Origin of the sequence: Vulcanococcus sp. Clear-D1 (genome assembly GCF_014654725.1) — a bacterium.
Taxonomy (GTDB): Bacteria; Cyanobacteriota; Cyanobacteriia; order PCC-6307; family Cyanobiaceae; genus Vulcanococcus.
Window position 1 is genome coordinate 1 of sequence record NZ_JACVZV010000015.1, and the last position, 13,434, is coordinate 13,434.

Below are 13,434 nucleotides of genomic sequence, written 5' to 3' on the forward strand. Positions count from 1 at the left end.
CATGCGCGCAACCCCGGCAAGAGTGCCTGTGACACACTTTGAATCAGCCCTGCGGGTGACCCCAAGCTCGTAGTCGTCTGGGTTGAATGGCTCAATGGCCATTGTGTTCACGGTGTTGTACAGCCAGGTGTAACCGTGGCTGTCCGTGATGTAGGTGTATTCGCCATCGGGCAGCAGAGGGCTACCCAGAAATTTGCCGGTGAACAGAGGTGTGCGCAGGCCCGTATTCAAGCTGTAGCCAGGGTCGGGCACATAGCTCTCAAAGGCTGAATCAGGAAGGGGGTTGAAATTGTCTGGATAGGGCTCATAGCCGAGATTCACATAGACCTCAATGGGCCCATAGCCGTCTTGGTTGAGATTGCCCGTGTAGATCAGCTCGGTCGTTCCGGACATGCCCTCAGATGCGGCGTTGTTGTGATCGTTCTAGCGGGCCAAACTGATCCCAACACGCTTCGCATCAAGGCGTGATCCTGGCGCTGGGAATCGCTTCAGCCAGCCCTTCGCGCATCGGCCCCTGGCGTGCCATCCACACCTGCTTTGCCAACGGTCCAGCGATGGCGGCTGTTCTGCTCAGCGTGGCGCGAAGCAGTGGCGAGTGTCCAATGAGATGTCCCTGGCGAGCCTCAGCGCTCTGCAGAGCCTGCATGCGTCTGATCTCCGGCAGGCGCTGCCGCTCCACGGCCGCAGCGGCCGCGTCCAGTTGATCAGTCTTGGCGCGGCCCAGCCAATGGGCGGCCACCAGGCTGTCACGCAGCGCCAGGTTGATCCCCTGGGCCCGCACCGGACTCATCGGGTGCGCTGCATCCCCGAGCAGGAGTAGGCCTGGTTGTCGCCAGCTGCGGGCCAGTCCCACCTGCACCGAGACCTTCAGCGGCCCCTGCAGCTCCCCGCAGCGTTGCCGCACCAGATTGGCCAGCTGCGGTGGCAGCAATCCAGCTAGCGCCTGCGCCCATTGCTCGCGGCTGCGTTGCGGCGTCGCTTCGCCCCTTTCAAGCAACCAGGCCAGCTGCAAGTTGCCGCTGGCGCCCACACAGGCACTGCCGATGGCCCCGCCGGCCAGATGGGTGCTGAAGCCGCCATCAAGATCTGCGGGGAGGGGGTCAGGCAGCTCAAACCAGAGCAACTCCAAGCCTTGGCCGCGCTCGAGCAGTTGGATCCCGGCTTCGCGGCGCAGCAGCGATTGGCGGCCATCGCAGCCCAGCACCAGGTCGCCCTCCAGGCAGCCCCCCCCCGCCAGCTCAACCCCGCTGATGCGCTCGCCCCTTCGCCTCAGCCCGCGCACGGCTACGCCCGGATGCCATTGCAGCAGCGGTTCCTGGACGGCTTCTTCCAGAAGGGCCTCCAGCAGCAAGCGCTGCTGCACCAACCGGCAGGGTTGCAGCGATTGCATGGGTTCACTCACGGCGAACAGCTGCCGCTTGTTTACCCACACGCTCCAGCCCTCCAGGGGCCGCTGGGGTAGCCGCTCCAGCAGAGCGCTCAACCCCATGCGCGCGATGGCCTCCTGGCCGCAGGGCATCAGCGCATCGCCGCGAAATTGGCGGCTGAACTGCCGGCTGGCCTCCACCAGCGCCACGTGATGGCCAGCGCGAGCCAGTTGAAGTGCAAGGGTCAACCCGGCAGGCCCTGCTCCCACCACCACGAACCGGTTCATCAAGCGGTCTGCAGCTGGGGATGAAACTGTTGGTGGTCGCGGGCCCGCGTGGCTAGAGCGGGGGTACAGCTGAGTCTCACCACGCGATGTCTCTCAAGTTCTGGAGGCCCTGGATTGATCCCCATCGCTGCGGCGAAGGTTCTCAGCCGGAGCGCTATGTGCTGCGCGGCGGTGGGGATGCGCAGTTTTTGGGGATCGCGGCCCGTAACGAACGGATCGAAACAGTGCCGGATCCCCATCGGGCCTGGATGTTTCACACCCACGAGCGCGCCGTTGCTGTCGCTCGCGATTTGGCGAGCGTGTTCGGCGAACCCGTGGATGTGGTGAAGCTGGAGTGAGCTTGAGGCTCAGGCCTCGGCAGGGGCGGTGAGCAGGCGGAAGCCGCTGAAGAACATCGAGATCCCGAAGAGGGTGCCCACAGCCCAGAGGCTGTCACTCGGCCACTCCGCCACCAGCAGGCCACCAAGGATCGCCGTGACCACACCATCCATCAGCACCAGGCCGCGGGCTTCGCCCTGGCTGGCTGCAGCCGCTGCCAGTTCCATCACGCCTTCGAAGATCAGCAGCAGACCCACAAACAAGGTGAGGCTGATCTCGCTTTCGATCGGGTAAGCCACCACCCAGATGCCGGCCACGACGTAAAAGATGCCGGACAGGGCGCGGAAGATCTTGCCTTTGGTGCCTTCGGCCTGGCCCAGACGCAGCAATTGGGTCACACCCGCGACGGCCGCGATCACGCCGATGCTTAAGGTGAGCGCTGTGGCGGAGAGGAAGGGCAGTGCGATCGAAGCAGCGGCCGCCAGGAACAGCAGAACGGCCGTGATGCGCCGAAGGGTTGTGGGATTCACCGGGGAGAAGGCTGGAACGCAACAGGTTAGGTGGGTTTTGCCCGCCCGCCCGAGCCCTCATTAGTGTGCGGGCACTGTCTGTGTTCACCCGCCGATCGATGGCCGCGATCTTCAGCGATAACAGCCTCACCATCGGCCGGACACCTCTGGTGCAGCTCAACCGCCTCAGCGAGGGCTGCGGAGCGCGGGTGTTGGCCAAGATTGAGGGACGCAATCCCGCCTATTCGGTGAAGTGCCGCATCGGCGCTGCGATGGTGGCGGCGGCTGAGCGCGAAGGGTTGCTGGGCCCCGGCAAGGCGCTGATTGAACCAACCAGCGGCAACACCGGGATCGCCCTGGCCTTTGTGGCCGCGAGCAAGGGCATTCCGCTCACGCTCACCATGCCCGAAACGATGAGCCTGGAGCGGCGCAAACTGCTCACCGCGTTCGGCGCCCACCTCGAGCTCACGGAAGGCCGCCTCGGCATGACCGGCGCCGTGAATCGCGCCAAAGAGATAGCCGCCAGCGATCCCGATCGCTGGGTGCTGCTGCAGCAGTTCGTGAATCCCGCCAATCCGCAGATCCATCACGACACCACCGGCCCTGAGATCTGGAACGACACGGATGGTCAGGTGGATGCGCTGGTGTCGGGCGTGGGCACTGGCGGCACGATCACCGGCGTGAGCCGTTACATCAAATCCACCCTCGGCAAGCCGCTGCTGAGCGTGGCGGTGGAACCCTGCAATAGCCCGGTGATCAGCCAGACCAAAGCCGGAGCACCCCTGCAGCCCGGCCCCCACAAGATTCAGGGCATCGGCGCCGGCTTTGTGCCCGGCAACCTCGATCTCGACCTGGTGGACCGGGTTGAACAGGTGAGCGATGACGAGGCGGTGGCGATGGCTCGCCGCTTGGCTCGCGAGGAGGGCATCCTCGCCGGCATCAGCTGCGGGGCAGCCACCGTGGCGGCGCTGCGCTTGGCCCAGGAACCCGCGATGGCCGGCAAAACCATCGTGGTGGTGCTGCCTGATTCAGGCGAGCGCTACCTCAGTTCCGTGCTGTTTGAAGGAATCTTCAACGAGCGGGGCCTGCCGGTCTGAGGCGGGCCCTTATGCCCAGTTGGCTCAGTCGGCCAGAGGGGTGACGCCCTTGAGGCGCTCGTTGAGTTGCATCGCCATCGACTGACGACCCACGGCCAGCACCTTCAGGGTGTCTTCATGCATGCGCAGCTGGGCATCAGCCACCTGCATGCCGCGCACCAGTTCCTTGAGGTCGTCAGGCAGGGCGTTGAGGTCGTAGCGCTTGCCCTCGAAGGTGAGCACGGGGGGCTGCTGGGCGGCGGAGTCGGTCACAAGACAGGTGTCAGTCGTCGCCAGCTTATGGGGCTTTGAGTGTGTCGTCTTGCTCCGACGAGGCGATCAGTTTGGGAAGGGCACGAACCGGTCGCTTGAAGAAGAACATCAGCACTGGCCCCACCTGGGCGGTGGTGGTCATCTCCCAGCCATCGCGACCCAGCTGGTTCAGAAATTGCTGCAACTGCTCCGCCGGATGGGTGCCTTTGGGTTTGGCGCCAGTGCTGCCGCTGTAGTGCTGAGGGAATTCGCGGGCGATGGAGCTGGGGCTCAAAACCCCATGCAGGTGTTCGCTTGCCTGCTGGGGTGAGGCCGGCGCGTTGGGTTTCGTATCGGTGGATGAATCGCCTTTGGATGAGCCTGACTCTGGCGTGCTGTCCACATTGATGTGAACCACGCGGTACTCCCAGAGGGGCATGGATGTAGCCATGCCCCCCAAGTTAGGAACGTTTCAGGTGGCGATCACGCCCCGCGGATCAGCTGGCGCTCGCAGAGGTCGCGGTAGCGGCCGGGGCGGCTGATCAAGAGGTCGTGGTTGCCCTGATCCACGATCTGGCCGTGCTCGAGCACCACGATCGAATCGGCTTCCTGCACCGTGGACAGGCGGTGGGCGATGACCAGCACGGTGCGCCCCGCCATGGCCTGATCCAGGCCCCGCTGCACGGCTTCCTCAGATTCGGCGTCGAGGGCGCTGGTGGCTTCATCGAGCAGCAACACCGCCGGATCGCCGAGCACCGCCCGGGCGATGGCGAGCCGTTGCAGCTGGCCACCGGAGAAGTTGCTGCCACGCTCTTCCACCCGTGCTTGGTAGCCGCCGGGCATCGCTTCGATGAAGCCGTCGGCATTGGCGAGGCGGGCAGCGGCGCGGATCTGCTCGAGCGTGGCGGGCCGGCCAAAGGCGATCGCCTCGGCCACGGTGCCGGAGAACACGGCGCTCTGCTGGGGCACCAGCGCCACGGCCTTGCGCAATTCACTGGCCTTGAGATCGCCCAGATCGCACCCATCGAGCAGCACCCGGCCGCTCTGGGCCGTGTTGAAGCGCAACAGCAGTGAAAACAGGGTGCTCTTGCCGGCGCCGGAGGGTCCCACCAAGGCCACCACCTGGCCGGGTTTCACCCGCAGGCTGAGGTTGCGCAGCACCGGCTGCTCGGGTTCGTAGCTGAAGCTCACCTGCTCGAGGGTGAGTTCACCGGCCACGTGCTCGAGGGCCAGGGCATGGGGCTTGTCGGGTGGTTCGATCGCCTGCTGCTCGATCTCGCGCAGGCGCCGCAGTGAGGCCTGCCCCTGCTGGAACTCGTTGAAGTTGGTGGTGAGGTGGCTGATCGGATCGATCAGCATAAACAGGGCCGCCACATAGCTGCTGAAGCCCTGGCCGTTGAGGTCGCCACTCTGGATCCGGGCTGCGCCCATCAGGAGCACCGCCAGGATCCCTGCCGCTTCCAGGAAGCCCACTACCGGATATTGCAGCGCCAGCAGCCGCTGGGTGCGGTAGCGGGCGCGGCGGTGCAGATCGATCTCCGTTTCGAAGCGCTGCTGCAACCAGGGTTCGGCGGCAAAGGCGCGCACCAGCGGCAGCCCGCCGATGGCCTCACCGAGCAAGGAGGCCAGCTCGCTCACCTGCTTCTGGCTTTTCTCGGCCGCTCCCATCACCTTGGCACCGAACACACTCACCAACACCGCCACCAGCGGCGCCAGCAGCAGGGTGCCCAGCGACAGCTTCCAGTCGAGCCACACCATGTAGCCAAACACCACCACCAGCTGCAGAGCTGAAGGGGTGGTGTCTTGGATCGTTTTGTAGATCACCTCGCCGACGCGGTCGGCGTCTTCGGTGAGGCGATAGGTGAGATCGCCGGCGGAGAGCTTCTCCAGCACGCCGAAATCGAGCTTCTGCAGGCGCGCGAACAGGCGGCGGCGCAGCTCCTGGCTCACCTGCAGGGCTGGGCCCGCCAGCAGGGTGTCTTGGCCGAACTGGGCCAGCTTCTGCAGCATGAACATCGTGAGGGCTAGGCCGATCACCTGCAGCACCCGGCCGAAATCACCGGCGCCGATCGCCGGGATCAGTTGGCCCGCCAACCAGGCCAGCAGCGGCCAACAGGCCACAAACACGAGCATGCACACCCCACCGGCCAGGAGTGCGGAGCGGTAGGGCATCAGCAGCGGCAGGAGCCGCCGGAAGCCGGCCGAAGGGGGTGCGAGCATCAGGGCAAGCTATCAGCGCTTTTTTGGCGACCTCCCCCGCACCTGAGCCGATTCGCCTGGATCAATTCCTCAAATGGCAGGGGCTGGTCTTCACCGGCGGCGAGGCCAAACAGCGCATCCAGGGCGGTGAGGTGCGGGTGAATGGCTTTCAGGAAACGCAGCGGGGCCGCAAGCTCAAACCCGGCGATCGCGTCGAGATCGACGGTCAGACCCATCTGGTGCCGCAGGACACGACCAATCAGGCCTGAACCGGGCAGCCTCTAGGTTGGTGGGTCGATTCGTTCAGGACGCTGTGGGTAAGGCCGTCATCGCAGGCAACTGGAAGATGCACATGACCTGCGCCGAAGCGCAGGCCTTTGCCGACGCCTTCAAGCCCCTGGTGGCCAACCTCCCCAAAGATCGCGAAGTGGTCTTGGCACCGCCGTTCACGGCCATCGCCACCCTGAGCAGTGCCCTGGCCGGCAGCGGCATCCACATCTCCGCCCAGAACATCCACTGGCAGGAGAAGGGTGCCTTCACCGGGATGATCTCGGCCCCGATGCTCCTGGAGCACGGCGTCACTCACGCGATCGTGGGCCACAGCGAACCGCGCAAGTACTACAGCGAGACCGACGAGCAGATCAACCTGCGCGCCCGAAGCGCCCAGAAGCACGGCATCATCCCGATCCTCTGCGTGGGTGAGAGCGATTCCCAGAGGGAGGCCGGTGAGGCTGAGCGCGTGATTCGCCGTCAGGTGGAGCAGGGGGTGGATGGCCTCGATCCCGCTCGCTTGATCGTGGCCTATGAACCGATCTGGGCGATCGGCACCGGCAAGACCTGTGAAGCTGCGGAAGCCAACCGCATCTGCGGTTTGATTCGTGAGTGGGTGGGCTACCCCGAGGTGGTGATTCAGTACGGCGGCTCGGTGAACCCCGCCACCATCGACCAGCTGATGGCCCAGAGCGATATCGACGGCGTGCTGGTGGGCGGCGCTTCGCTGGATCCCGAAGGCTTTGCTCGCATCGCCAACTACCAGGTTCCTGTCGCCGCTTGATGGCCTGGCGCTGGGGTCAGCGCACCCATGTGATGGGGGTGATCAATGTCACCCCCGATTCCTTTAGTGATGGCGGTCAGTTCGATCGGCCCGAGCGTGCCTTGGCTCAAGCCCGCCGGCTTGTGGCCCAAGGGGTGGAGATCCTGGATCTCGGTGCCCAGAGCACCCGCCCAGGAGCTGACGATGTGGGTGCTGTGGTTGAGCAGCAACGGTTGCTGCCAGCCCTGAAGCTGATCCGTGAGGCGATTGCAGCCGGTGAGTTGCTCTGCCCTGCGGCGGGTGCGCAACAGGCGCCTCAGTCCCCCCTGATTTCGGTGGACACCTTCCGTGCTCCCGTGGCCGAAGCGGCACTGGCGGCTGGAGCCGACTGGATCAACGATGTGAGCGGTGGCCGCCGTGATCCGGCGATCCTGCCCCTGGTGGCTCAGGCCGGATGCCCCTATGTGCTGATGCACTCCCGCGGCGACAGCCAGAGCATGGACGGCCTGACGGAGTACGGCGCAGCCGGGGTGGTGGATGGGGTGCTCCGGGAGCTGCAACACACCAGTGAGCGCGCCATCGCGGCCGGCCTGCAACGTGAGCAGCTGATCTGGGATCCCGGCCTCGGCTTCGCCAAAACCACCGAGCAGAACCTCGAGCTGCTGCGCGGCTTGCCGCGGTTGCGTGAGGAGGGCATTCCGCTGCTGGTGGGCCCCTCGCGCAAGCGCTTTATCGGAGCGGTGCTCAACGAGCCACGGGCTAAGGCCCGGTTGTGGGGCACCGCAGCGGTGGTGGCGCAGTGCGTCTCAGCGGGTGTGGATGTGGTGCGCGTGCACGATGGCGGCCCGATCGTGCAGGTGGCGCGGATGGCGGATGCGCTGTGGCGTTGAGGTTCCGCTAGCTGCTGATCGGCGCCGGCGCGGTCGCGATCCGCGGCTCCTCCATCTGTTTGGCGCGATACATGGCGGTATCGGCTGCTTCCAGGAGGCCATCGGCATCGTTGGCGTGATCTGGCCAGCGCGCCACGCCGATGCTGGCGCTGATTAGGATCCCCTCGGGGAGTTCGGGCTGGTCGTCGAAGGGCTGTTGAAGCGCTTGGTTCAGCTTGCTGGCAATCAGTTGAAGTTGCTCCAGGGATGGGGCATCTGGAATCAACAGTACAAATTCATCACCACCTTGGCGGCAGACGGTGTCACTTTCACGCACACAACCCTTCAATCGATGGCCCACTGCTTGGAGCAGCACATCGCCTGTGCCATGGCCGTACCGGTCGTTGACCGGTTTGAACGCATCGAGATCCAAAAAGAGAAGGCCAACCCCATGCCCCTGGCGTTTGGCCAAAGCCAGGCTGAGATTCAATTCTTCGATCAAGAGAGCACGGTTGGCCAGCCCCGTGAGTGGATCATGGGTGGCCAAGTAGCGCATTTGCTCTTGCTGGCTGTAGCGCTCACTCACATCACGTAGGAGTCCAACAAAATTGGTAATCTGTTGTTGCTGATCTAACACGGCTGTGATGGCGAGTTCATGGCGCATCACCTGTCCATTGCGATGCCGGTTCCAGATTTCGCCATTCCAATATCCCTTTTGGATAATGGCACACCACATCTGTTCGTAAAAACTATTCTCATGGCGCCCTGATCGCAATAGATTTGTTTTCTGACCTCGCGCTTCCAGTTCTGAATAGCCACTTAACTGGCTAAACGCTGCATTCACTTGCAGGATCATGCCGCTGGCATCGGTGACCACAATGCCAATGGGGCTGCTGTCGAACACAGTCCCCGCGAGAGCACGTTCTTTGGAGGCTTCCAGCTCACGGGCCAGCGATTGTCGCAGAACCAAATGGTTGTTCAACAACCCTTGGCTGATCAAGCCGGCCAAGAAACTGAGGCTGACTCCCAAGAAGGCTTGCAGCGCAAGGCTTTGAGTCCAGCCGCCGGCACCGATAAACCGGCTATCGAGCTGAATGCCGATTTGCCAGGTTCGATTGGCGATCGTCACATCACGCCAAGTGGGGTGGCTGAGTCGATCACTGTTGGCTAGATCTAAATTGTCAAACAGTAGGTTATCCGGGTTCTTGCGATTGGTGTCATAGATCAACACCCCAGATCCCTGCAGCGCTGGATGGCTCACGGTTGCAAGCGCCCCCTGGATCAGATCATCCATCCGGAGTGGTGAGTACGCCCATCCCAGTAGCCGTCGCAAGCGATCCTGCGGCGAAGTGAAACCCGTGTTTGGTTCTCTGTAGATCGCTTGATACAGCAAGGCACCCACCTGGGGACGTAGGGCTGTTTCTTGAAGCAATCGCACTGGTCCGCTCAGGGCAGGTTCGCCATTGGATGCGGCCAACTGCATCGCTTCCCGCCGCGTCACCTGTGAATACATGTCGAAGCCCAGAGCGCGTTGATTGCGCCAGTCATTGGGCTCGAGATAGATGATGGCGGTTGTGAGTGCGCGAACGCCAGGTGGTTTGATTGCAAAGTCGGGCAGGCCATCTGCCCTGATGGTCTTCTCAAAGGCTGAACGATTGTTGTTCGGTACAACAGCCGCATACCCAAGACCCTGAATGCCTTTCAGGGTGGTGCCTCCACTGCTTAGCGTTTGGTAAAAGATGGAAAATTCCTTTCGGCTGACCTCGCTGGAGGCATTGAATAGCCCTACGACGGAATCAAGAATGGCGCTGTTGGTTTGCAGGCGCGTGGTGATGGCCTGCGTGATCTCACGGCCCAGGGCCAGCTCCAGGCGCTCGTGTTCCAGCTGATTGGTCTTGAGCTGGCTGGAGCACCACAATGCCGTGGTTAGCAGTCCAGAGCCCAGCACGACCCAGGGCAGCGCCTTCAGGTTGAGGATCCTGCTCAGGAAGACTGGGAGTCGCATGGCAAGAACCAGTCCCTCATGGTCAATCTAGGACTGTTCCCCTGATTTGCCCACGCTTTCAGGGCTTATCCGATCACATCTCGCCAGAGTTGTTGGAAGGTGCGTCTCAACTGAACTCTCTGGGGTTGTTCTGCTGATTCAAATTCTCCACTGAAAGCATACCCAATGAGCCCTTTTTGCTGTTCCAGGCTGAGATCAGCAAAGCTCATCACCCAGTCGTTGCGGTGGTTGCTCCAGAGTGCCTGAATCGGCACCTGAAGTCCTGTGGCTAGTTCAAGGCTGGCGCAGTCTTCTTGTGCCCGATGAGGGTCGCGATGGGCGGTAAAGCGTGCTCCGCTCATCGAGAGATCATCCAGGAGCCCCTCAATGATGGTTCCTGTCGTGGTGATCATTCGTGCCGGTCGTTGCACGTTGATGCGGTGTTCTTGCCTTGGCTGCGGTCGCTCCTGAGACATCAACACGCACATCACCAGCAGAGTGATATTGATCGCACACCAGATCACTCCATACAGTGCCAGCTGCCATCCCACGCTGTTGGGTGCGCTGCTGAGGTCGAAAATAATCTGGAGAAGCACTACGACATTCAAAATAAGGAGCGCGCAGCTGGGTAAAAAGGTTTGTTTAAAGAGGGCCTGTGTCAGATCCGAGTTGGCTGTGCCTTTGGGAGTCACACTGAAACCCTTGCTGTAGGGTCTCACTAATGACTGCAGCAATTCCGGCAGCAGGGCAAAGGCGCTGAATAGGCTCATCGCTTCGGTGAAGATTGGTAGGTAGAACGGCCGCATCAAGATGAACATGCAGCTGCTCACAGCCAGGATGAACGGCAATTGAAAATCAAGGATCTCTTGCCCCTTGGTAGCTGGCAATGGCCCAACACCTGTCATGAAAAAGATTAAGGGGATCAGCTGAAAAAAGATGCGTGATCCGTGCTGAATCATCCAGTAGAAGGGGAAGAAGAGGATTTTGTTGATCAGGCTTAGCCCTTTTTCCTGCGCAATGATGTATCCCACCTGGATATTGCCACGGCCCCAGCGCTTGCGCTGTACAAAAAATGATTCCATCGTCTCCGCAGCCAGTCCCATGGTTGTGGCTTCCCGGAGATAAATGGTTTTCCAGCCGCGCTTCACAAACGACACGGTTAAGAGGATATCTTCTGTGATCGATGTGGTTGGAAATCCTCCGACGGCTCTCAGCGCTGCATTGCGATGCATGCAGCAGCTCCCGCAGCAGAAGGCCGCACCAACGGCATCGCGCCCTGGCATGATGATCTGGAAGAAGAAGGCCTGTTCACAGCCCCAACTCCCGCTGATGTTCAAATTGTGTTGAATCGCATCGGGGTTGTAGAAGTTCTGAGGCGTTTGAACGGTGGCAATCGCTGGATCGTCGAAAAAACCAGCTAAGCGCCAGAGGCAGTTTTGATAAGGGATGAAATCGGCATCGAGCAGGAGATTGAGGTCTCCATCGATGATGTTCAGCGCGTGGTTGATGTTGCCTGCTTTGGCGCCCTTGCGATCCGATCGGATGATGTGGTGGGCTCCCACTCGCTCACAAAACTGTCGCAGCCAGGGCCTCTGGCCGTCATCCAGCACGTAGACCTTGAAACGGGGGTAGTCGAGCTGAAGGGCGGCCAGGATGGTTTTGGTGACCACCTCGGGGCCTTCGTTATAGGACGGGATCAGCACATCCACGCTGGGAATGGCTTCCGCTCCCTCCCGCTTATAGCGCTCGCGCAGGCGTTGCTCTGCCGTATCCGCCTCTGCGCGTCGGTCGGTGAGCCAGGTGATGGTGACGAGGAACTGGATGTATTCCAGGATCGCCAGCATCTCCACTACCAGAACGGCGGCCATCCACCAACCCTCAGGGCTCGTGAAGAAGGAATCGAATGGAAAATTGCCAATCCTCCAACTCACATAGCGACCTGTGAACAGGGCGATCACCAGGACGAGCAGAACGCGACGCTTGTTGCCTGCAGGCAGCAACAGCGCCAGCGCTGTGGGGATGGCCAGAGCTAAGAACGCGATCTCCAGGCCCATTCAACTTAGAGATCAACGCGGACTCGTTCCCCAACCGGCATTGCTGAGCCTTCAGGTCGTTGGGGTTGAGTTCGATCAACACCCGACTGCGATCAGCGTGGGCGGGTCTGAATTTCGCAGCACCAATGCTGTCCAGTCCATTCAGGCTTTGTTCGCCGCGAAGGCTCACAATTTTTCCTGTACCGGTTCGGCCGCTCAGAGGCCACTCAATCCGCACGTCTTGGCCGAGCCTCAGATCTTTGAGTTTGCTCGCTTCAAATAATGCCTCCACCCTTAGTTTGTTGCAGTTCACTGCTGTGAGCAGGAGGTTGCCGTCATTCACTTCATCCCCCACGCTGGTTCGACTGGTGAGAATCATTCCGGGGAACTGGGGCCTGTAAATGAAGGTCGAGCGTTTTTGAGCTGCGGTCACCTCTTGTTGGAGTTGGTTGCGTTGATCCAGTAGTTCTTTGCGACGGCTGGCTAGGCGATTCAACTCCACTTCCATGATTTCCATCCGTCGAGCCGATCGCCATGGCGTTTCCATCAGCGTATTGATTCCCTGCCTAGCTGATTGGAGCTCCAGTTTCAGATTCTCCAGATCCTGGCGTTGATTGCCAACGCGCTGCGCCAAGCTGGTCGCCATCATTTCGGAGCCGATCAGGGTGTCTTCATCCATGGCACCAGTCTTCACCAGATCCCGATAGCGATTCGCCTGGCTTGCATAGCGTTGTTGCTGAGCCTGGAGGTCTTGAAGCGTGCGCTCGGCTCGATCCACCTCGCTTTCAAGTCGCGATAGATTGATCTGCTTATACCGTTGCAGCTCCTGGGTGACTGCATTCAGCTCGGCTTCGGTTTGACGAAGTTTGAGCGTTGTCGTGGCGAGCTTGGACGCATCATTACGGCTCGCCTGGATGTCTAGTAGCGTCTCACCACCGCTGAATTGCTCACCTGCCGTGAGGCTCTGCTGTTTGACGACTCCTTGAATCGGGCTATACACACTCACAACATCGGCCGTTGTGTAAGCCTCGATTGAGCGTTTGCGGAGCAGCACAGAGCCACCCGTGATCACGATCAACCCGACGAGTCCTCCACCGGCTAGTCGGCGCCATCGCTTCTCAGGAAGCTTGGTGCTCACCTCTTCGAACCAGCCCTTCAGAGCTGCTGTTTCCACGCAAACAACAGTGCACGCGGCTATCCAAGCCTGTCCACGCTGCAGAGTGCTGCTTTGAAACAATCGTTCTTGGACTACGGAGTTAAGGCCCCGAGGCTGGTCAGCACACGCTTCCAGTAAGGCGTGGTGTACCAGTCATCCAGTTGTTCATCGTTGAGGGTGAGGGTCATCAGCGCTTCCATTCTCAGCAGATCGGCCATATTCAGCTCGAGCTGAAGCTTGGCGGCGACAGCGATCACCTCATCAGGGCTGTTGCAACGCAAAAGCTGCTGCTGAAGGAGGGGGTCATCCTTCAGCAGCAGCTTGAGGCGCATGGCTTGAGCGGATGTCATG

General features: G+C 61.4%; 15 protein-coding genes. 5 read left to right on the forward strand and 10 right to left on the reverse strand.

Annotated elements, in window-relative coordinates; all coding sequences use genetic code 11:
- The coding region (locus H9532_RS04240) for a hypothetical protein (protein WP_296366004.1) at window positions 1-393 on the reverse strand (393 nt) is incomplete at its 3' end.
- A 64-nt stretch (window positions 394-457) separates the two neighbouring features.
- Window positions 458-1,654 carry an FAD-dependent oxidoreductase gene (locus tag H9532_RS04245; RefSeq protein WP_296366005.1) on the reverse strand — a complete coding sequence of 399 codons (1,197 nt, stop codon included), beginning with the start codon at window positions 1,652-1,654 and terminating at the stop codon, window positions 458-460.
- Between the two features lie 86 nt (window positions 1,655-1,740).
- Between H9532_RS04245 and H9532_RS04250 the strand changes: the two genes are divergently transcribed.
- Window positions 1,741-1,992, forward strand: coding sequence for a hypothetical protein (locus tag H9532_RS04250; RefSeq protein WP_296366006.1), 252 nt, complete (start codon window positions 1,741-1,743; stop codon window positions 1,990-1,992).
- Between the two features lie 9 nt (window positions 1,993-2,001).
- On the opposite strand, the gene H9532_RS04255 is transcribed toward H9532_RS04250, so the two are convergent.
- Complete coding sequence (locus H9532_RS04255; RefSeq protein WP_296366007.1) at window positions 2,002-2,502, reverse strand: DUF308 domain-containing protein; 501 nt, start codon at window positions 2,500-2,502, stop codon at window positions 2,002-2,004.
- Window positions 2,503-2,600: 98 nt separating this feature from the next.
- On the opposite strand from H9532_RS04255, the gene cysK reads away from it, so the two are divergent.
- Entirely contained in the window at window positions 2,601-3,578 is a 978-nt protein-coding gene (gene cysK / locus H9532_RS04260; RefSeq protein WP_296366008.1) for a cysteine synthase A, read from the forward strand.
- A gap of 24 nt (window positions 3,579-3,602) precedes the next feature.
- Here the strand turns inward: cysK and H9532_RS04265 are convergent, their stop codons facing one another.
- Genes H9532_RS04265 through H9532_RS04275 form a run of 3 tightly spaced genes read right to left on the reverse strand, consistent with a single transcriptional unit; the run spans window position 3,603 to window position 6,029 of the window.
- Window positions 3,603-3,830 (reverse strand): DUF6447 family protein, encoded by a 228-nt coding sequence (locus tag H9532_RS04265; protein ID WP_217795909.1) that lies wholly within the window; start codon window positions 3,828-3,830, stop codon window positions 3,603-3,605.
- Between the two features lie 25 nt (window positions 3,831-3,855).
- Window positions 3,856-4,248, reverse strand: a complete 393-nt coding sequence (locus tag H9532_RS04270) for a hypothetical protein (protein WP_296366009.1) — start codon at window positions 4,246-4,248, stop codon at window positions 3,856-3,858.
- A 44-nt stretch (window positions 4,249-4,292) separates the two neighbouring features.
- Window positions 4,293-6,029 (reverse strand): ABC transporter ATP-binding protein, encoded by a 1,737-nt coding sequence (locus H9532_RS04275; protein ID WP_296366010.1) that lies wholly within the window; start codon window positions 6,027-6,029, stop codon window positions 4,293-4,295.
- Between the two features lie 23 nt (window positions 6,030-6,052).
- Here H9532_RS04275 and H9532_RS04280 point away from each other — a divergent pair, with 23 nt between their 5' ends.
- From H9532_RS04280 to folP, 3 genes are read left to right on the forward strand one after another with little or no spacing between them, the layout of a single operon-like run.
- Window positions 6,053-6,277, forward strand: a complete 225-nt coding sequence (locus tag H9532_RS04280) for an RNA-binding S4 domain-containing protein (protein ID WP_296366011.1) — start codon at window positions 6,053-6,055, stop codon at window positions 6,275-6,277.
- A gap of 44 nt (window positions 6,278-6,321) precedes the next feature.
- Window positions 6,322-7,062, forward strand: coding sequence for a triose-phosphate isomerase (tpiA, locus tag H9532_RS04285; protein ID WP_296366629.1), 741 nt, complete (start codon window positions 6,322-6,324; stop codon window positions 7,060-7,062).
- Window positions 7,062-7,931, forward strand: a complete 870-nt coding sequence (gene folP, locus H9532_RS04290) for a dihydropteroate synthase (protein ID WP_296366012.1) — start codon at window positions 7,062-7,064, stop codon at window positions 7,929-7,931. Before tpiA ends, folP begins: the two co-directional genes overlap by 1 nt.
- A gap of 7 nt (window positions 7,932-7,938) precedes the next feature.
- Here the strand turns inward: folP and H9532_RS04295 are convergent, their stop codons facing one another.
- The 4 genes from H9532_RS04295 to H9532_RS04310 all read right to left on the reverse strand — a co-directional run bounded on the left by H9532_RS04295 (window position 7,939) and on the right by H9532_RS04310 (window position 13,433).
- A complete protein-coding gene (locus H9532_RS04295; RefSeq protein ID WP_296366013.1) occupies window positions 7,939-9,915 on the reverse strand; it encodes a CHASE domain-containing protein in 1,977 nt (658 codons plus the stop codon).
- Window positions 9,916-9,980: 65 nt separating this feature from the next.
- Window positions 9,981-11,762: a cellulose synthase catalytic subunit gene (locus tag H9532_RS04300; protein ID WP_366664535.1), complete on the reverse strand. Its 1,782-nt coding sequence runs from the start codon at window positions 11,760-11,762 to the stop codon at window positions 9,981-9,983.
- Window positions 11,763-11,772: 10 nt separating this feature from the next.
- On the reverse strand, window positions 11,773-12,999 hold the full coding sequence (locus H9532_RS04305; protein WP_366664536.1) for an HlyD family efflux transporter periplasmic adaptor subunit: 1,227 nt from the start codon (window positions 12,997-12,999) through the stop codon (window positions 11,773-11,775).
- 176 nt (window positions 13,000-13,175) lie between these two features.
- Window positions 13,176-13,433, reverse strand: a complete 258-nt coding sequence (locus tag H9532_RS04310) for a Nif11 family protein (RefSeq protein ID WP_296366015.1) — start codon at window positions 13,431-13,433, stop codon at window positions 13,176-13,178.
- Between the last annotated feature and the right edge of the window lies 1 nt (window position 13,434).

Bases quoted from the DNA above. Each gene is read 5' to 3' on its own strand.
- H9532_RS04245 (WP_296366005.1), bottom strand. From the start codon at position 1,654: ATGAACCGGTTCGTGGTGGTGGGAGCAGGGCCTGCCGGGTTGACCCTT.
- H9532_RS04250 (WP_296366006.1), top strand. From the start codon at position 1,741: ATGTCTCTCAAGTTCTGGAGGCCCTGGATTGATCCCCATCGCTGCGGC.
- cysK (WP_296366008.1), top strand. From the start codon at position 2,601: ATGGCCGCGATCTTCAGCGATAACAGCCTCACCATCGGCCGGACACCT.
- H9532_RS04270 (WP_296366009.1), bottom strand. From the start codon at position 4,248: ATGCCCCTCTGGGAGTACCGCGTGGTTCACATCAATGTGGACAGCACG.
- H9532_RS04275 (WP_296366010.1), bottom strand. From the start codon at position 6,029: ATGCTCGCACCCCCTTCGGCCGGCTTCCGGCGGCTCCTGCCGCTGCTG.
- folP (WP_296366012.1), top strand. From the start codon at position 7,062: ATGGCCTGGCGCTGGGGTCAGCGCACCCATGTGATGGGGGTGATCAAT.
- H9532_RS04295 (WP_296366013.1), bottom strand. From the start codon at position 9,915: ATGCGACTCCCAGTCTTCCTGAGCAGGATCCTCAACCTGAAGGCGCTG.
- H9532_RS04300 (WP_366664535.1), bottom strand. From the start codon at position 11,762: ATGGCCGCCGTTCTGGTAGTGGAGATGCTGGCGATCCTGGAATACATC.
- H9532_RS04310 (WP_296366015.1), bottom strand. From the start codon at position 13,433: ATGACATCCGCTCAAGCCATGCGCCTCAAGCTGCTGCTGAAGGATGAC.